Here is an 18478-nt window from a genome sequence, read left to right on the forward strand (position 1 = left end):
CTATCTACGGATGCCCGCCGCGCCGTTGAGGCGGGCATCCGAGTCTCTAAACCTGACCGCTGAGTCCAGCCGTTTAGTCCAGCGGAAGCGTCACGCTCACCTGCGCGCCGCTGCCCGGGCTGCTGGTGACGGACACCGTGCCGCCGGCGGACCGGACGGCTACGGACATCAGCCGCAGCCCGTACCCGTGGTGCCGCCCGCTCACGGCGAGCTGGCTGTCAAACCCCGTGCCGTCGTCGGACACCACCAGGCGGATGCCGTGGTCCACAGCGGCGAGCCGCACGGTCACGTGTGCTGCGTGCGCGTACTTGTAAGTGTTGCTAAGGGCCTCACGGGCCGACTGGTAGAGGAGGAACGCGCAGTCCGCCGGAATCTCGATGCCCCAGTGCGGAGTATCCCAGCGGACCGCGGTTCCTTGTTCCCGGAGGGGCGTGGCCAGGCGGTCGATGCAGCCGGCCAGTCCCAAGGTGCGGAAATCGGGCGGATAGGGGTCGGTGAGCACGCCCCCTACGGTGCTCACTGCTGCCTCGAAACCTGCCGCGATCCCCATGACTTCCTGCTCCCCATTGGCTGGTTTGTCTGATGGCACCAGAGTGGACCCTGAAGTGCAAAGGGACGCAAGGATCCCCTCAAGATCCCATCAAATTTTCGCGACACGGTCCGGAGCTTTTCCGGCGCGCGGCTGTTAGCGTGGATGCCCCATCCATTGAAGGAGGAACCATGACCATCGAATCCCCGGATTCTCTGCCCGAAGGCGAGTCGCAGGACATCACGGCCACCACCGGTGAGAAGAACGACGGCGGGATCCCTGCCGGGGCGGACGGCGTGGGTGTCGGAGCGGACGACACCAGGAACACGTTCGAGCCGGAGGAGGTCCCGCACGGATTGGAAAAGCCGGAAACGGACTGACACTTACCGGAACACAGCAACGCGGGGTCGCTCCCGGCCCGGGTGGTTATCGGGCCGGGAGTGACCCCGCGTTGCGGTGCAGTGGGGGTTAGCGCAGGTCGAAGCGGTCCAGCTCCATGACCTTCGTCCAGGCGGCCACGAAGTCGTTGACGAACTTCTCCTTGGCGTCATCGCCCGCGTAGACCTCGGCGAGGGCCCGCAGCTGCGAGTTTGAGCCGAACACCAGGTCCACCGGGGTAGCGGTCCACTTCAGCTCGCCGGTGGACACGTCCGTGATCTCGTAGACGTTCTCCTCAAACTCGGAGGCCTTCCACTTGGTGCCGGGCGAGAGCAGGTTGACAAAGAAGTCGTTCGTCAGGACCTGCGGCCGGTCCGTCAGCACGCCGTGGCCGGACCCGCCGATGTTGGTGCCCAGCGCACGCATGCCGCCCACCAGGGCCGTCATTTCCGGCGCGGACAGGTCCAGCATGTACGCCTTGTCCAGCAGGAGGGTCTCCGGGCGGAGCTTCTCGCCGGCGCGCACGTAGTTTCGGAACCCGTCCGCCCGCGGCTTCAGGTACTGGAACTGCTCGACGTCGGTCTGGTCCTGGGCGGCGTCCGTGCGTCCCGGGCGGAACGGCACGGTGACGGGGAACCCGGCGTCGGCCGCTGCCTTTTCGACGGCGGCGCAGCCGCCGAGGACGATCAGGTCCGCCAGCGAGACCTTCTTGCCGCCGGCCTGGGCGGAGTTGAACTCCTGCTGCACGCGCTCCAGGGCTGCCAACGCCGTCGAAAGCTGCTCAGGTTCGTTGACCTCCCAACTGCGCTGGGGTTCCAGCCGGATCCGGGCGCCGTTTGCGCCGCCGCGGCGGTCCGTCTTCCGGAAGGTGGAAGCGGCAGCCCAGGCGGTGGTGGCCAGCTGCGAGAGGGAAAGGCCTGAATTCAGGAGCTGGCCCTTGAGCGACGCGATGTCCTGGTCGTTGACCAGCTCGTGGTCCACAGCGGGAACGGGGTCCTGCCAGAGCTGCGCTTCGGGGACCCACGGCCCCAGCATGTGCGGGCCGACCGGACCCATGTCGCGGTGCAGCAGCTTGTACCAGGCCTTGGCGAAGGCGAGCTGGAACTCATCCGGGTTGGCCAGGAAGCGGCGTCCGATGGCCTCGTAGGCCGGGTCGAAGCGCAGCGACAGGTCCGTAGTGAGCATGGTGGGCCGGTGCTTCTTCTTGGGGTCGTGGGCGTCCGGGATGATCTCCGGGCCGTCCTTGGCAACCCACTGGTGCGCGCCGGCGGGGCTCTTGACCAGCTCCCATTCGTACTCGAACAGGATCTCCAGGAAGCGGTTGCTCCACTGGGTCGGCTTGTCGGTCCAGGTGACTTCGAGGCCGGAGGTGATGGTGTCCGCGCCCTTGCCGCTGCCGTAGGTGCTGAGCCAGCCGAGGCCCTGGTTTTCAAGGTCCGCGCCCTCAGGCTCGGGTCCCACGTGCGCGTCGGCATCACCGGCGCCGTGGGTCTTGCCGAAGGTGTGGCCGCCGGCGATGAGCGCGAAGGTCTCTTCGTCGTTCATGGCCATCCGCTTGAACGTCTCGCGGATGAACGCTGCGGCGAGCTTGGGATCCGGGTTGCCGGCAGGGCCTTCGGGGTTGACGTAGATCAGGCCCATCTCGGTGGCTCCGACGTCTTCGGCCATCTGGCCCTCGGCAACGTAGCGTTCGTCGCCGAGCCAGGTGTCCTCCGGGCCCCAGAAGATCTCTTCGGGCTCCCAGACGTCCTCGCGGCCGAAGGCGAAGCCAAAGGTCTTGAAGCCCATCGATTCGAGGGCGACGTTTCCGGCGAGGACCAGAAGGTCAGCCCAGGAAAGTTTCTGGCCGTACTTCTGCTTGACGGGCCACAGCAGGCGCCGGGCCTTGTCCAGGTTGGCGTTGTCCGGCCAGCTGTTCAGCGGCGCGAACCGCTGGCTGCCGTCCCCGGCGCCGCCGCGGCCGTCGTGGACGCGGTAGGTGCCGGCGGCGTGCCAGCTCAGGCGGATCATCAGGCCGCCGTAGTGGCCGAAGTCTGCCGGCCACCAGTCCTGGGACGTGGTGAGGACGTCCGTGATGTCCTGCTTCAGGGCGTCAAGGTCGAGCTTCTGGAATTCTTCCCGGTAGCTGTAGCCCGCGCCCAGCGGGTTGCCCTTCGGGCTGTGCGCGTGGAGCACGGAAAGGTCCAGCTGGTTGGGCCACCAGTCCGCGATGGTCCGCGGCCGGTGCGCCTTGGGCTGCGGCGAATCAATGGCCGGGTTTTCGCTCTCGCTGCCGTGCGAGGTCACGCTGCCGTGGTCCACCGGGCAGCCGCCGCTGGCCTTGCTGTCCAGGCCTTGGGCGCTTCCGGGGGCGGGGACCGGAGGGTGTTCCGGGCGATCGGTCATGTGGTTCCTTCCAAGTGGCCGAGGCCGTGACGCGGACTCGGGCGGCCGGTTCAACCCTCCCATTTGAACATGGACGGGGGTGTCGTAGCAGGGTGGATGGAGATCAGCGCTGCTCAGCTTTGAACAGCTGCGGCCTGCGCCACACACCCAGCTGGCGCAGCATGCTAGTAGACGGAGCCTTCGAGCAGTGCGGACAAGCTGCGGGCGGCGCGCCTCAGTTCCGGGACACCGGCCATGAGGGTCTCTTCGGTTGCAGCCTCCACGGGGCTGGTCAGCGAGATGGACTCGCTGGGCAGGCCAGTTCTATTGGTGAGGGCCACGGCAACGGACCGCACCCCGTTCGCGCGCTCATCGGCCGAGCAGGCGTAGTCCGTGCCGGCTTCGGGCATGCGCGCCTGCAAGGCCTCGAGGGTAAATGACTCATCTTCGTGCCCGGCGGCGATTGCCGCAGCCACTACCTGCTGAAGCTCTTCCTCGGAGGCGGATGCGAGCAGGATCTTACCGGCTGCGCCGAGCGTGAGGGGCAACCGCTTACCTAGAGGAAGGTCGTAACGAAGGGGCGCGTCGCCGTCCACGCGGGCCACCAGGATTCGTTCGTAGCCGAGGCGGGTGTACAGGGAGGCCGTGAGTCCGGTCTGGGTGGCCAGCTGTTGCAGGATGGGGCGGGAGGAGACGACGAGGGGATCGTTTTCCAGGTAGCTCCTGGCGGCCGGGAGAACAGCGGGGCCAATCCGGTAGGACTTGTCCGTCTGGCTGACCATGCCGAAGTCCTGAAGGACCCGAAGGATCCTCAGGGTGGTCGGCAGGCTCATGCCGCATGCCCTGGCCAAATCGCTCAGCCGCTGGGGCCGCTCCGCTCGCTGGAGTTCAGCGTAGACCTCCAGGGCCCTGGACAGGGAGCGCATGTTGGAGGCCTTGGGCGTTTCTTCCGCCGATGCCATTGAACCCGTGCGGGCTGCCGTCGTCATTGTTTCATTCTATGTAATTCTCTTGCGCTTGACAGCCCCTGTGTCTGGTGTCACTATTTCTATGCATGTAATGCTCTTCCATTCTATGAAAGAGCTAGTCGAACTAAGAAGGAACTCATGACAACGGAGTCAGTGATGACGAAGACCCAGCCCGCCGCCCGCGTTGCACCCTCCGTCCTGGTGGGCATCGGCGCTTTCACGGCCGTCGGGATTTACGTCCTAATCAGCTCTGTCGGCCTGGGCCTGTGGACTTCCCTCGGGCCGGGGCCGGGATTGTTTCCCTTTGCCATGGGCGCCGTGCTTGCCGCGATGGCGGTCATCTGGCTGATCCAGGAGTTTCGCCGCCCCAGTGATACAGCAGAAGGAATGGACCGGGGACTGGTGGTCGCCGTTGTCGTGAGCCTGGCGATCCTCGCCGCTGCGATGGACCTGCTGGGGTTCCAGCTGAGCATGTTCCTGTTTCTGATGTTCCACCTGAAGCTGCGCAGCGGCAGGTCGTGGGTCTCCTCGTTGATCATCGCCCTGGCCGGAAGCGTCGGCGCGTTCTACGCCTTCAACTATGGCCTGAACGTTTCGCTGCCGGTCTCTGCCTTCCCCCTGCTGAACACGATCGGATTCTAGACGTGGATATTTTCAACGAACTGCTTGGCGGCTTCGCCGCCGCCATGACGTGGCAGAACCTCCTGTTCGCCTTCCTTGGCTGCCTGCTGGGCACCATCATCGGCGTTCTGCCCGGCATCGGTCCGGTCGCCGGTGTTGCTCTGCTGATACCCCTGACACTGAACCTGGACGCGACCGGCGCGATCATCATGCTGTGTGCCATCTTCTACGGCACCGCCTATGGGGGAACGATCACCAGCGTCCTGCTGAACACTCCCGGTGAAGCGGCCTCGGCCATCACCACCATCGACGGCTACGCCATGACGAAACTGGGCAAAGCAGGTGCGGCATTGACCATCGCCGCCGTCGGGTCCTTTGTGGGGGGAACCATAGCGACGATCGGGCTGGTCGCCGCGGCCAAGCCGCTTGGCGAACTGGGTCTGCTCGTCGGACCACCGGAATTCTTCGCCCTGATGGTGGTAGGCATATCCCTGCTCGTCGCCCTGGCCGGAAAATCCATGGTCAAGGCCGTCATCTCCGGCGCCTTGGGACTGCTGATTGCCATGGTCGGCATTGACCCCGTTGCCGGCGCCCCGCGTTTCACCTTCGGAATGGACCGGCTCCTGGACGGTGTCAGCTTCGTCGCCGTGATCGTTGGTGTCTTCGGACTCTCGGAATTGCTGTCCTATCGAAAAGGGACCCAGACGCCCACAGTCCACGCCCCGAACCTTCGTTCGCTCATGCCCACGGGCGGGGAATGGCGCCGGAGCGCGCCAGCCATGGCCCGCGGTACCGGCATCGGCTTCGGCTTGGGCCTCATACCCGGCATGACCGGTTCTGTTTCATCGCTCTTGGCTTACGGCGCCGAGAAGAAGTTTTCCCGGCACCGTAATGAACTCGGCAAGGGCGCCATCGAGGGCGTTGCGGCTCCCGAAACGGCCAACAACTCCCACGCGAACGCTGCACTGATCCCTTTATTCACCCTCGGCATCCCGGCTTCCCCCACGATCGCTGTCCTGATGGGAGCCTTCCTCCAGCAGGGCCTGACCCCAGGCCCGACCCTGTTCACGGAAAACTCGGAAATCGCGTGGGCGATCATTGCCAGCCTGTTCATCGGAAACTTGATGCTGCTGGTGCTGAATGTGCCGTTGGTCGGGCTGTGGACCTCCATCCTCCGGGTACCGTATTCAATCCTGACCGCCCTGATCCTGCTCTTCATGGTCATCGGCGCCTACACGATCAACTTCAGTGTCTTTGACGTCTTCGTCATGATCGGCTTCGGACTTCTCGGACTCGCACTGCGACACCTGGACATCCCCCTCGCCCCGATGGTGCTCACGTTGGTCCTCGGACCCCTCATGGAACGTTCACTGCGGGAATCGCTCGAGATTTCCCAGGGTGACTTCGGCATCTTCGTCAACCGCCCCATCTCCGCAGTCCTCATCGGACTCGGACTCCTCATCGTCTTCAGCCCGCTGCTCAAACTCCGCAAACCCAAGGCGCTGAACGAAGACCCCGAAACCTAAACCACCCCCTCACCGCCTCATTTCCTCAAACAAACACGAAATACACACCCTTCAAAGGAGAAGTACCATGACCATCCGCCCCCGTCTCGCCGCTGCGTTCGCGGCAGCAACCCTCATCGCCGTCACCGGCTGCGGTGCCAACGCCGGCTCCCCGAACGCCGCCGCCGCCGACGACTTCCCGAAGAAGGGAAAGTCCATCGAAATCATCGTCGCGTTCTCCTCCGGCGGAGCAGTCGACACAGCCGCCAGGCTGATCCAGCCGGTATTGGAGAAGGAACTCGGCACCAACGTCGAGGTCATCAACAAGCCCGGTGCCGGCGGGCAGATCGGCTACACCCAGCTGACCAGCGCCAAACCCGATGGCTACACCATCGGCGCAACCGGTTCCCCCTCCGTTGTCGTCTCACCCCTGGATCCTGCACGCGGAGCCAAATACACCCGGGCCAGCTTCCAGCCCCTCGGCCGGCAGGTCATTGACCCCACCGTCATCGCCGTCCAGCCGGACAGCCCGTACCAGACGCTGAAAGACCTCCTGGACGCGGCCAAGGCAAAACCAAAGTCCATGACCGCCTCCACCACTGGCCTGCAGACCGGCGAGCACTTCGCCATGACCCAGATCCAGGAAGCGACGGGCTCCCAGTTCGCCCCGGTCCACTTCTCTGAAGGCGCGTCCCAGGCCACCACCGCGTTCCTGGGCAGGCACGTGGACATCCTGGTAGCCAATGTCAGCGATGTGACTGACCTGACCAAGCAGGGCAAAGCACGCGTCCTGGGGGTCATGTCTGAAGAGCGCGCACCCTCCCTGCCGGACGTACCCACGTTCAAGGAATCAGGCTACGACCTGGTGGCAGGAACGGCCCGCGGTTACTCCGCCCCGGCCGGCCTGCCCGACGCCGTCGCCACAAAGCTCGAAGCAGCCATCCAGAAGGCCATCGAAGACCCGGCCGTCGTCCAGAAGATGGAGGACTTGGGCCTGCAGACCAGCTACCTCAACGGTGACGACTACGAGCAGTTCTGGGCCGCACAGGAAGAGGACTTCAAGAAGGTTCTCCCGCTGGTCCAAAAGAAAGACTGACCCTCCTCCACGCCCGTCCCACCGAAAGAAACCCTCATGACAACCCCAGCCCTCGACACCACCGTCGCTGACTTCCCCCGCCCCGACAGGGACGTTGTAGCACGGCTCGCCAAGCTTCCGGCCGCCAACATCGGTGATGCCATGGACCGGCTCGGCGTAGCCCACTCTGCGATTCAGGCGATCTGGCCAGGTGCCCGCCTCGCCGGACCGGCCTTCACCGTCTGGACCCGCCCGGGCGACAACCAGGGCATCCACCAGGCTCTGGGGTTGGCCCGCCCCGGCGACGTCATCGTCGTGGCCGGCGGCGCAGATGAGTCAAGGGCTCTTCTGGGGGAGCTCATCGGTGAACGCGCCATCAACCTCGGCATCGCCGGCTTCGCCCTTGACGGGGCCGCCCGCGATGCCGAGGCCCTGGCCGAAATTGGGATGCCGGTCTTCGCCCGGGCAACCACACCTGCCGGTCCCTACAAGAACGGCCCCTCGCGCCTCGGAATACCCATCGCCTTCGGCGGCGTTCCTGTCCTGCCGGGCGACGTCATCATCGGCGACTCCGACGGTGTCGTCGTCATTCCCCGCGCACAGGCCGCCGCAGTCGCCGAAGCGGCCGAGACCGTTTTCGAAGACGAAACCAACCGCCGCCAAACCATTGTCGCGGCCCGCGGCTAAGCAAGAAAGATCCAAGAATCATGACAGCATGCACCGTCATTGGCCTCGGCGAAGCCGGAGCAACCTACGCCGCCGCCCTCACCGCCGCCGGCCACAAAGTCACCGGGTTTGATCCTGTAGCCCCGACCACTCCGGCCGGGGTCACCCGCGCCGCGACGGCCGCCGAAGCCTGCGGGGGAGCCGATCTCGTCCTCGTGATGACGGGGGCGGCCGCTGCCCGAAGCGTAGCCCAGGAGTGCCTGCCCGTCCTCTCGGCCGGTAGCTGCTACGCGGACTTCACTTCATCTTCCCCGGAGGTCATGCGAGAACTGGGCCAGCTTCCCAGCAAGGCGGACTTCGCCGACGTCGCTATCCTCGGACCGGTAGCGGCGCTGGGCGAAAAAACACCGCTCATGGTCTCGGGTCCCGGGGCGCAGGCTGTCGCGGACCTGCTGCGCCCGCTGGGCGTGGAAGTCGCAATCGCCGAAGGGGAACCCGGCGCTGCCATGGCCCACAAGCTCCTTCGCAGCGTCCTGATGAAAGGCCTGGCAGCAGTGGTCGTCGAAGCCGTCACCGCCGGCAAAGCCGCAGGACTCGAGGACTGGATCCGGGGCCAGATCGCAAAGCAGCTCGCCGGCGATGGACAGGCAGTCATCGACAGGTTCCTCACCGGTACCGCCAAGCATGCCCTGCGCCGCTCCAAGGAAATGCAGGAAACCGCGAACTACCTTTCCGAGCTCGGCGTACCGGTGGAAATGACGGCCGCATCTGCCGCCGTCCATGCCCGCCTTGCCGCGGCGGAATCGGCGCCGGTCTTGCGCTGACCCCTGGGTCGGAAAGAATCAATGAAGTCAGAAGTTTCTGCCAACCGCGCGGGAATCGGCTTTACAACGTCAGGAGCAGGGCAATGATCGGCATCTGGGCACTGGGAGCCTATCTGGCGGTTATCCTGCTGTGGACGACTGTGATCAAGCGCAGCGTTGGGGAGGCCATGATCCTCGGGTTCCTGACAGTGCTCCCCTTTACCGGTGCCGCAGCGGGACAGGTCGGGTGGGCAGCACTGTCCGCGGCCATCACCGATGAAATCGTTTATGCGACCATGGCTTTCGTCTTTATGGGATACCTGCTGGACAAGGCCGGTGTGCTGGACAGACTCATTGATCTGCTGAATTCCCTGATCGGCGGAGTCAAAGGCGGACCCGCCTGGGTCTCAACCGTGGCGTCGGCAGGTCTCGGCGGGGTAGTCCACAACCAGGCCGCGATCGCCGCGACGGTTGGGTCCGTCACCATCCCCTGGATGGAAAAATCCAAACTCGACAAGCCTTCCGCAGCCACCCTGGTAGCCGGCAATGCGGGCATGGGAATCACGTTCCCTTTCAGCGCCTCGATGTTCGTTCTTGTCGGCTCCGCCACCGTCGGTCCGCTGCTGGACATCAACGCGCTCGTCCTGCCCCTGCTGTTCGGTGGTCTGTGGTGCTTCCTGCACCGGCTGATTGTTACTTGGCTGTTGGTCCGCAAAAGCGGCATGACCCCGCTGGACGCTGCCCACCGGTTGCCCGTGCGGGCGGCGTTCGGCAGGGGCTGGGCGACCATGCTCCTGTTTGTCGTCGTAGCGATCCCGCTGGTCATCACCTCCGGCGCTATTGCTGCTGCACTGTCGGACTGGACCGGCGAAGACGTTACTAAAGCTGTCAGTGTCATCGTCTGGATCCCGGTAGTCCTGATCATCACCGGAGCGCTCGTTGGCAGAAAGACGCTCCCCAGGGCCGGCCGTGCCTGGTGGGAGTTGCTGCGGCATTCCGCACCGCGTTTCGGGATCGTGGGCATCACTGTCCTGTTCGCCTTCGCCGGAGCCAACGCCCTCGCCGCCACCGGCCTGCCCAAACAAATGACCACACTGCTGAACGGCATGAACCTGCCCCTGTGGATTTTGGCGGTCCTGATCGGCCTGATCATCATTGCCGTTGCCGCGCCTCTTTCTGCGACGGCGACCATGGCCGCCGTCGGAACCGTAGGAGTGGCCACCCTCGTGGCCGCGGGAGTGCCGGTAACCACCGCAGCAGTGGCGGTCCTGGTCTTCTCCTCCTGCGAAGCCGCGGTTCCGCCAGGAGGCGCCCCGCTGTATGTGGCATGCGGTATCGCCGACGTAGACCCCTTCAAGACCTTTGCACGGCTCCTCACGCATTACGCCCTGCCCCTGCTGGGCATCGGCGTCCTGATCATCCTCGGCGTCCTGCCGATCTAAAGGAAACAAGATGCACAACATCCGAAGAATCATCGAGGTCATCTTCATCCTGACCCTGGCCGCGCTCCTCCTGGGCGGAGTCGTATTCGTATCCGGGCAGGCTGTCGCGCTGATCGCCGGGCAGGGCCAGTGGCTTGAATTCTTCAACGAGTTCATCAAGACACCCATCTGCATCGCGTCCTCAGTGTGCGCGGTCGCGGGATTCCTGCTCAGCTACAAACACCAACAACAGGACACGGCGGCGGAGGAAGCGGCAACATCGCGATGACGGACACCAGGGACGGGACAACTTACCCCACCTACGCCGAACTCCAACAGCGGGAAGGGAAACTTGCGGGCACCTCGTGGGGACTTTTCCCGGAACCCGGCCGGGGGACGCCGTCCTTCATCGGGCCGGACACAGTGATGCGCGCCAGGGACTGCATCAGGACCGGCACCGTGTTCGGCCTGGACTACCCGGCAGATGCCTTCGATCCGGGCATGTCCCTCAAACGCAGGGCGCCCCGGCACACCATCTATTCCTCCCACCCCGCCCACCGGGACGACTACCTGGACGGGTACTACCTCCAGGGATCCACCCAGATTGACGGGCTCCGGCACCGCAGGGCGGACGACGCCGGCTTCTACAACGGCACCCCGGATGACCGGATCATTGAAGGAACGCCGGACCTCGGCGTCCAGGAATGGGCAGAACACCCTATCGCCGGCCGCGGCATTCTCGTGGACCTGGCAGGATACCGGGACCGCCTCGGCGAACCCATCAACCATGCGGACGGCGAACCCCTCGGCCTGGAGCTGGTCCAGCAAACGCTGGCATCCCAGTCCCTCACGCTCCAGCCGGGCGATATCCTCATGCTCCACACAGGATGGTGCGAATGGTTCCTTGGCCTGGCGCCGGACGAGAAGCAACGGATCCGCGACAGCCGGAAGGCGACAGGCATCGCCCAGGCCCAGGGCTTCGTCGGCTGGGCGTGGGACAACCGCTTCGCCGTCATCGCCGCGGACAACTTCGCGTTCGAATGCCTCCCCGCCGTCCAAGGCAGTCCGTTTCGGGAATCCGCACCGAACGACGACGGCATGATGCACCAACAACTTCTCGCTAAACTCGGCATGCCCCTGGGTGAACTTTGGAAACTCGGCCCCCTGGCCCGCCACATGAGGGGCACCGGCAGATGGGACGCCTTCATCAGCATCAAGCCGCTAAACATCACCGGAGGCACGGGGTCCCCGGCCAACGCCACCGCAATCACATGAACGGGGACGACCGCTACTGATCGTCGTGACCGACGACCGTTCCCAGCCTTCGGTCGTAAACTGACCTTCGCATCACCTCCCGGTGATCCAAGGACCAGGAGCCGCCCATTGCTCTGGAAACTGCTTGTTGAATACCTGCGGCCGCACCGCATGCTGCTGGCCGTCGTCGTGGTGTTCCAGCTGGCACAGTCCATCGCGTCGCTGTACCTGCCCACCCTGAACGCGGACATCATCGACGAAGGCGTGGCCAAGGGCGATACCAGGGTCATCCTGAGCCTCGGCGCCCTGATGCTCGGGATCACGCTGCTGCAGATCGCCTGCGCCATCATCGCCGTCTACTTCGCGGCGAAGGCCGCCATGGGCGTGGGCCGGGACCTCCGGAGTGCCATCTTCACAAGGGTGGGGGAGTTCTCCGAGCAGGAGGTGACCAAGTTCGGCGCACCCAGCCTCATCACGCGGTCCACCAACGACGTCCAGCAGGTCCAGCAGTTGGTCCTCATGTCCGCCACCATGCTGGTCACCGCGCCCATGCTCAGCATCGGCGGCGTGATCATGGCCATCCGGCAGGACGTGGAACTGTCCTGGCTGATCGCCGTCGCCGTCCCGGTGCTGCTTCTCGCCGTCGGCCTCATCACCATCCGGATGGTGCCGCTGTTCCGGAAGATGCAGAAACGGATCGATACCGTGAACCGCGTCCTCCGCGAACAGCTCACCGGCATCCGCGTGGTCCGCGCCTTCGTCCGTGAGGACATCGAGACCGCACGCTTCGCCACCGCCAACGAGGACGTCACGGACACCGCCCTGCGCGCGGGCCGGCTGATGGCGCTCGCGTTCCCCGTGGTGATGCTGGTCCTGAACGTCTCCAGCGTGGCCGTGATCTGGTTCGGCGCGTTCCGCATCCAGGACGGCTCCATGCAGGTGGGCACCCTGATCGCCTTCCTCAGCTACCTGATCCAGATCCTGATGTCCGTCATGATGGCCACGTTCATGGCCGTGATGATCCCGCGCGCTGCCGTCTCGGGCGACCGGATCGGGGAGGTGCTGCGCACGGAGTCAAGCGTCCGCCCGCCGCAGCACCCGGTCACCACCAGGGTGCGGAACGGCGGGCTGGAAATGCGCGACGTCGGATTCGCCTACCCGGGTGCCGACCTGCCGGTCCTCGCCGGGATCAGCTTCACCGCCGCAGCGGGGCAGACGACGGCGATCATCGGCAGCACCGGCTCGGGCAAGACCACCCTGGTGAACCTCATGCCGCGGCTGTTCGACGCCACCACCGGCTCGGTGCGGATCGACGGCGTGGACGTGCGCGAGCTGCACCCGGACCTGCTCTGGGGGCACATCGGCCTGGTCCCGCAGCGTCCCTACCTGTTCAGCGGCACCGTCCGCAGCAACCTGCTCTACGGCAAACCGGACGCCACCGAGGACGAGCTCTGGGAGGCGCTGGAAATCGCCCAGGCCAGGGACTTTGTGGAGCGGATGGACGGGGGCCTGGACGCGCCCATCAGCCAGGGCGGCACCAATGTCTCCGGCGGGCAGCGGCAGCGGCTGGCCATCGCCCGGGCTCTGGTGAAGCGGCCCGAGCTGTACATCTTCGATGACTCGTTCTCGTCGCTGGACACCGGCACCGACGCCCGGCTCCGGCAGGCCCTCAAGCGCAGCACCGCCGGCGCCACGCTGGTGATCATCGCCCAGCGCGTCTCCAGCATCGTGGACGCGGACCAGATCTTAGTGCTCGACGACGGCAGGATCGTTGGGCGCGGAACGCACAGTGAGCTGCTGGAGACGTCCGAGACGTACCGCGAGATCGTCTCCTCCCAGCTGGCGGCGGAGGAGACGGTATGAGCCCGGAACCCACTCAGGCACCCGGCACCAAGGCCGCGCCCGCCTCCGCAAGCGGAGGCGCCGACGTCGTACGCATTCCGCGTCCGGCAGGCGGACCGGGACGCGGCGGGCCCTTCGCGGGGATGAACGTCCCGGCGGAGAAGGCGATGAACTTCTGGCCGTCGGCCAAGCGGCTGCTGGGGACGCTGCGGCCGGAGCGGGCATGGCTGCTGCTGGTGTTCGTGACGGCGGTGGCCGGCGTGGCGCTGTCCGTGATCGGGCCGCGGCTGCTGGGGGAGGGCACCAACCTGATCTTCGCCGGCGTCGTCTCCCGCGAGCTGCCGGCCGGGGCCAGCAAGGAGCAGGTGGTCGCGCAGCTGCGGGCATCCGGGGAGGGGCAGCGCGCGGACATGCTCACCGCGATGGACCTGGTGCCGGGGCAGGGGATCGACTTTGCCGCGCTGGGCAGCGTGCTGACGTGGGCGCTGGTGTTGTATGTGCTGTCGTCGGCGTTCATGTGGGTGCAGGCGTATGTGCTGAACGGGGTGGTGCAGCGGACGGTGTTCGGGCTGCGCGGGGAGATCGAGGTGAAGATCCACCGGCTGCCGCTGCGGTACTTCGACTCGATCCAGCGCGGCGAGCTGCTGAGCCGGGTCACGAACGACGTGGACAACATCTCGCAGAGCCTGCAGCAGACCATCAGCCAGGCGGTCACATCCGTGCTGACGGTGCTGGGCGTGCTGGTGATGATGGTGATCCTCTCGCCCACGCTGGCGCTGATCGCGCTGGTGACCATTCCGCTGACCCTGGGGATCACGGCGCTGATCGCGAAGCGCTCGCAGAAGCTGTTTGTGGCGCAGTGGAAGCACACGGGGGAGCTGAACGGGCAGATCGAGGAGACGTACACCGGGCATGCGCTGGTGAAGGTGTTCGGCCGGCAACAGGAGGTGGGGGAGCGGTTCCGGCAGAAGAACGCGGAGCTGTATTCCGCCAGTTTCGGGGCGCAGTTCATCTCCGGGCTGATCATGCCGGCCATGACGTTCATCGGGAACCTGGTGTACGTGGGGATCGCCGTGGTGGGCGGCCTGCAGGTGGCGTCCGGGGCGATGCAGCTGGGCGATGTGCAGGCGTTCATCCAGTACTCGCGGCAGTTCACCATGCCGCTGGCGCAGCTGGGATCCATGGCGAACGTCCTGCAGTCCGGGGTGGCCTCCGCCGAGCGGGTCTTTGAGCTACTGGACGAAGAGGAGGAATCGGTTGAGCCTCCCGCTTCTGCTTCGCCGGTGTTCGGGCGCGGGCGGCTGGTGTTCGAGGACGTGTCCTTCTCGTACTCGCCGGACAAGCCGCTGATTGCGGGGCTATCCCTGGTGGCGGAGCCGGGCCAGACGGTGGCGATCGTGGGGCCCACCGGGGCGGGCAAGACCACACTGGTGAACCTGATGATGCGGTTCTACGAGCTGGACGCGGGGCGGATAACGCTCGACGGCGTGGACGTCACCTCGGTGCCGCGGCGCGAGCTGCGCTCGCGGATGGGGATGGTGCTGCAGGATACGTGGCTGTTCGGCGGGACCATCCGCGACAACATCGCGTATGGGCGGCCTTCTGCTACCGAGGACGAGATCCTCGAAGCCGCCCGGGCGACGTACGTGGACCGGTTCGTGCGCTCACTGCCCGATGGGTATGACACGGTGCTGGATGACGAGGGCGCGAATGTGTCCGCGGGGGAGAAGCAGCTGCTGACTATCGCGCGGGCGTTCCTGGCCCGGCCGTCGGTGCTGATCCTGGATGAGGCGACATCGTCAGTGGACACCCGGACCGAGGTGCTGGTGCAGAAGGCGATGAGTGCGCTGCGGAGTGACCGGACTTCCTTTGTGATTGCGCACCGCCTGTCCACGATCCGCGACGCCGACCTCATCCTGGTGATGGAGGCCGGCCAAATCGTCGAGCAGGGGACGCATGCTTCGCTGCTGACCGCAGGCGGGGCGTATGCGAGGCTGTATGAGGCGCAGTTCGCGGCTCCTGCGGCGGAGGTCTAGGGGATCGCCTCCTAAGGCCGTGTACTTTTGGCGGCCATCTACTGCCTAGGGCCTACTGGATAGAGAGACACTGAGGCCCCAATGAACTCGAAGAACTGCTATCGCCGCCTCGCGAACGCCGTATGATGGATAATCGCCATCTCCACGTAAGGGCATCGGAACGAGTGAGGATATACGGACGGCATGTCTCCGCACGAAGCCGACAGTCGGTTGACTCCTTCGACCATACGAACCGTAGGTCAAGCCATCCATGAGGTAGCTCTGACCGACGCGCTCAGGCTGTCTTCCGAGCGACTTCTCCCGCCAGGGCCTGGACGGAGTGCGGTCGTTATTCCGGAGGCGTCCATCGGACGGGGGCGTCCGGATGTTCTTGTCGTAGTCGTATCCATGACGACTCTGAAGGCCTATCTGAGTTCCGGACTTCGGGTTGAAACGTTGACACACGCTCGAGCACTCGTAGCCGGGGCATCCTCCTCGGCGCCACTGGGCGGAAATTCGCTGAAGAATGCCGGAGGAGTGTGGACTGAGGCTGAGGTGCGGCGGTACTCAAAATCGGTCTTCGATTCGCTTGCAGTTGAGGCGAAGATGAAGGACTGGAAACAAGCTATAAGACAGGCTAGCCGTTTCAGGCACTTGGCCCACCGTGCGGCGATCATGCTTCCGGACGGTGTTTTATTGAATCGCGTTGAACCCTACCTTGACACGTACGATCTTGGCTTTATCGGGCTCACTAGAAGTCGCCCCGCGTGGTGCGTCTCGGCTGGTAAGAGCGAGCTACGCCCTGGCAACGCTCTATGGCTCCTCGAGTTAGCCGCGCGTCAGACCCGAACCACCTAGATGCCCTCAGCTTCCCTGAATGTTTCTACGGCGCGCGCTAGTACGCGAAGTTTATTTACATAGGAACGTTCAAATACAAGATTTTGTTTGGAAAGCGTCTCGAACAGCTGGAGGCTCGAACTAATCCAACTTTGTACGGTGTCGAGCCGAAGCGGAACGCTGAGCGTGGCAAGTTCGGTGACGAGGCCAGCAACGCTAACCATGTGGTGTTTCTGCGCGATCCCCCGCTTCCAACTTTCCGGATCGTCAATGTAGTTCTGGAAATGCAGGTCGGCCCCAGATCCAGATGGGAGTGCACCCGCGCCCACCGTCGGAATAGCGCTCAGCTCTCCGTCGAGACGAAGGGGGCTGAGGAGTGAATTCACGAATCTCCGGGGAATCGGTTGGGCGCCGCCGGATTTAGGGCGCCATTTATCAACACTAAAACGACGGAGGGAATTGTGCCAACCTGTTGCGCTGCCGGTGGCGCCAGCCGCGATACCCAGCAGACCCTCGATGTCTGAGTAGCCCCAAAGGAGTTCATAATCATTAATCTCCGTGAGCGTATAGATCATGCGCATGGTGTTCGCAAGGCGATCGGCATCCCAACCGATGGCCGGATAAGCTGCTGCGGTTCGGTGATTGGTTAGTAAATAGAATCCTGTCAGGTCAATCGTCGTGATCTCGTCCAACCAATCGTTAATCTGCTCCCAACCGCCGAAGGCCATTTCTTCGAACACAGCAGAGGCGTAGACCTCTCTGCCCGGCCATGCTTCGGCTGCAGCGCGCGCGTACTGGACTCCCAAAGGAGTCCAGATATCGTCAAACGACGATTGGAGGACGGACGGCGCGATGATGGCGTCGATTCCCACTTCGCTATTGGCCAATCCGACGGACGCGATCACACTTTCAACGTCACGAGGTGACTGCGACCAGCGAATAGGGGAGAAATTTAGGCCATGCTCTGCGTGGCATCGGCCGCCGAGGTCCACTCCGGCAGTGTAAAGGTATGTTTGGGGATCGAGGAGAGGGCGGATGCCACGGGCTTTCAGCCTCGCTACCGTAAGCTCCATAGTTCCGGGCTCCTCGTCAGTAGGGCTGAGGACGACAGAGGAGACTGAGGCGAGATCCGCTACGACGTCGATCTTGTCGGATTTCCCGTAACCATGTTGCACGACGAACGTCACAGCGCGGACTCCAGTTCTTTCAGATGGTTTAGTGCATGAGCAACGTTTCTAAACCGCCGATTTTGGCGACCTGCCAAGCACCGGTCTATGACCGTTTGCAGGGCTGAATCGCAGCCATAGGCTGCAAGCTGCCCAGGTTGATGGTTAGTGAGGCGGCGGAAGTAAGTATCAAAGGACATAGTCGCGGATTCCAAGAATGGATGTCGCCCCGTGACAGCCTCGAATAGAACGATCCCAGCCGCAAAGAGGTCTGTGCGGGCATCTATGGACGTTTGACCGCGGGCCATGAATTGTTCCGGTGCCGCGTAGGGGTTCGTCTTGGGAGAGACGGCGCCCGTTTGTGTCAGCGGGTCCAACGACAGGACCTGCGCTATTCCGAGATCCAGAAGTACAAACCCGCCTTCGCCGGTTTGACAGATATTGCCGGGCTTGATATCGCGATGCACAATGCCTGCGGACTCCAAAGAGTGGAGTCCCTCGAGTAGATGGAAAGCGAGATTCGTCGTCTCACGTTTGGACAGCTTTCGGTTGGCCATGACGGCGTCCAAAGAGCCACCCGAATAGTGCGGCTCTCCGTACCATATTTTGACGGAACTGCCTATCAGACGTGTGCTGACTGGCGTGTGTAGTTTGACGATGCGGGGGGAATCGAGTTCAGCCATAACTTGTATTTCGCGAATAAACCGCTGATCCAGCACGACTTCTTCACCTGGTCCCGAATCGCCACTCCCCAGAAGAATTTTAAGCACGAAGGTTTCTTCGCCAGCCGACGCTAAAAAAGCAGCTTTGAAGCTACCTTCACCGAGGCGCGGTGTCGTAATTTTGTACTCCGGAAACGCGGAGACGACGTCGGCATCAAGAAGCGATATTTCAGCTGTCATGTCGAGAAGCTTATCCTAACGAGATGTGTTGATAAGCTCTAAAAATCGCTAACTGTAAAGTTGGGCCTGGCGCTTCAAATATTTTCGTCTAAAGACTAGAGCCACCACTGATTGCCTGTCAGCTTCAAGATT

16 protein-coding genes are annotated in these 18478 nt (G+C 64.1%); 11 read left to right on the forward strand and 5 right to left on the reverse strand.

Going from position 1 to position 18478, the window contains the following annotated elements; all coding sequences use genetic code 11:
• Positions 1-73: 73 nt before the first annotated feature.
• Positions 74-550: a sensor histidine kinase gene (locus ACFWIX_RS00850; RefSeq protein ID WP_377214905.1), complete on the reverse strand. Its 477-nt coding sequence runs from the start codon at positions 548-550 to the stop codon at positions 74-76.
• A gap of 170 nt (positions 551-720) precedes the next feature.
• Here ACFWIX_RS00850 and ACFWIX_RS00855 point away from each other — a divergent pair, with 170 nt between their 5' ends.
• Complete coding sequence (locus ACFWIX_RS00855) at positions 721-909, forward strand: hypothetical protein (protein ID WP_377214219.1); 189 nt, start codon at positions 721-723, stop codon at positions 907-909.
• Between the two features lie 88 nt (positions 910-997).
• Here ACFWIX_RS00855 and katG read toward each other — a convergent pair whose 3' ends face one another.
• On the reverse strand, positions 998-3292 hold the full coding sequence (katG, locus tag ACFWIX_RS00860; protein ID WP_377214220.1) for a catalase/peroxidase HPI: 2295 nt from the start codon (positions 3290-3292) through the stop codon (positions 998-1000).
• Between the two features lie 164 nt (positions 3293-3456).
• Positions 3457-4260, reverse strand: coding sequence for an IclR family transcriptional regulator (locus tag ACFWIX_RS00865; RefSeq protein WP_377214221.1), 804 nt, complete (start codon positions 4258-4260; stop codon positions 3457-3459).
• 117 nt (positions 4261-4377) lie between these two features.
• On the opposite strand from ACFWIX_RS00865, the gene ACFWIX_RS00870 reads away from it, so the two are divergent.
• The 10 genes from ACFWIX_RS00870 to ACFWIX_RS00915 all read left to right on the forward strand — a co-directional run bounded on the left by ACFWIX_RS00870 (position 4378) and on the right by ACFWIX_RS00915 (position 15462).
• Positions 4378-4881: a tripartite tricarboxylate transporter TctB family protein gene (locus ACFWIX_RS00870; RefSeq protein WP_377214222.1), complete on the forward strand. Its 504-nt coding sequence runs from the start codon at positions 4378-4380 to the stop codon at positions 4879-4881.
• A gap of 2 nt (positions 4882-4883) precedes the next feature.
• Entirely contained in the window at positions 4884-6386 is a 1503-nt protein-coding gene (locus ACFWIX_RS00875) for a tripartite tricarboxylate transporter permease (RefSeq protein ID WP_377214223.1), read from the forward strand.
• 67 nt (positions 6387-6453) lie between these two features.
• On the forward strand, positions 6454-7461 hold the full coding sequence (locus ACFWIX_RS00880; protein WP_377214224.1) for a tripartite tricarboxylate transporter substrate binding protein: 1008 nt from the start codon (positions 6454-6456) through the stop codon (positions 7459-7461).
• 36 nt (positions 7462-7497) lie between these two features.
• Positions 7498-8127 carry a methyltransferase gene (locus ACFWIX_RS00885; RefSeq protein ID WP_377214225.1) on the forward strand — a complete coding sequence of 210 codons (630 nt, stop codon included), beginning with the start codon at positions 7498-7500 and terminating at the stop codon, positions 8125-8127.
• Positions 8128-8147: 20 nt separating this feature from the next.
• The gene (locus tag ACFWIX_RS00890) at positions 8148-8930 is read left to right on the forward strand and encodes a DUF1932 domain-containing protein (RefSeq protein ID WP_377214226.1); all 783 of its coding nucleotides are present in this window, start codon (positions 8148-8150) and stop codon (positions 8928-8930) included.
• An 83-nt stretch (positions 8931-9013) separates the two neighbouring features.
• Positions 9014-10351 (forward strand): TRAP transporter large permease subunit, encoded by a 1338-nt coding sequence (locus ACFWIX_RS00895; protein WP_377214227.1) that lies wholly within the window; start codon positions 9014-9016, stop codon positions 10349-10351.
• A 10-nt stretch (positions 10352-10361) separates the two neighbouring features.
• Positions 10362-10619 carry a hypothetical protein gene (locus tag ACFWIX_RS00900; protein WP_377214228.1) on the forward strand — a complete coding sequence of 86 codons (258 nt, stop codon included), beginning with the start codon at positions 10362-10364 and terminating at the stop codon, positions 10617-10619.
• On the forward strand, positions 10616-11605 hold the full coding sequence (locus ACFWIX_RS00905) for a cyclase family protein (protein WP_377214229.1): 990 nt from the start codon (positions 10616-10618) through the stop codon (positions 11603-11605). The genes ACFWIX_RS00900 and ACFWIX_RS00905 overlap by 4 nt, the downstream gene beginning before the upstream one ends.
• 108 nt (positions 11606-11713) lie before the next feature.
• Positions 11714-13447, forward strand: a complete 1734-nt coding sequence (locus ACFWIX_RS00910) for an ABC transporter ATP-binding protein (RefSeq protein ID WP_377214230.1) — start codon at positions 11714-11716, stop codon at positions 13445-13447.
• Positions 13444-15462, forward strand: coding sequence for an ABC transporter ATP-binding protein (locus tag ACFWIX_RS00915; protein WP_377214231.1), 2019 nt, complete (start codon positions 13444-13446; stop codon positions 15460-15462). The genes ACFWIX_RS00910 and ACFWIX_RS00915 overlap by 4 nt, the downstream gene beginning before the upstream one ends.
• Positions 15463-16295: 833 nt before the next feature.
• On the opposite strand, the gene ACFWIX_RS00920 is transcribed toward ACFWIX_RS00915, so the two are convergent.
• Entirely contained in the window at positions 16296-17465 is a 1170-nt protein-coding gene (locus tag ACFWIX_RS00920; protein ID WP_377214232.1) for a hypothetical protein, read from the reverse strand.
• Positions 17462-18346, reverse strand: coding sequence for a serine/threonine-protein kinase (locus ACFWIX_RS00925; protein ID WP_377214233.1), 885 nt, complete (start codon positions 18344-18346; stop codon positions 17462-17464). Before ACFWIX_RS00925 ends, ACFWIX_RS00920 begins: the two co-directional genes overlap by 4 nt.
• Positions 18347-18478: the final 132 nt, after the last annotated feature.

The organism is Pseudarthrobacter sp. NPDC058362 (assembly GCF_042723515.1).
Lineage (GTDB): Bacteria > Actinomycetota > Actinomycetes > Actinomycetales > Micrococcaceae > Arthrobacter.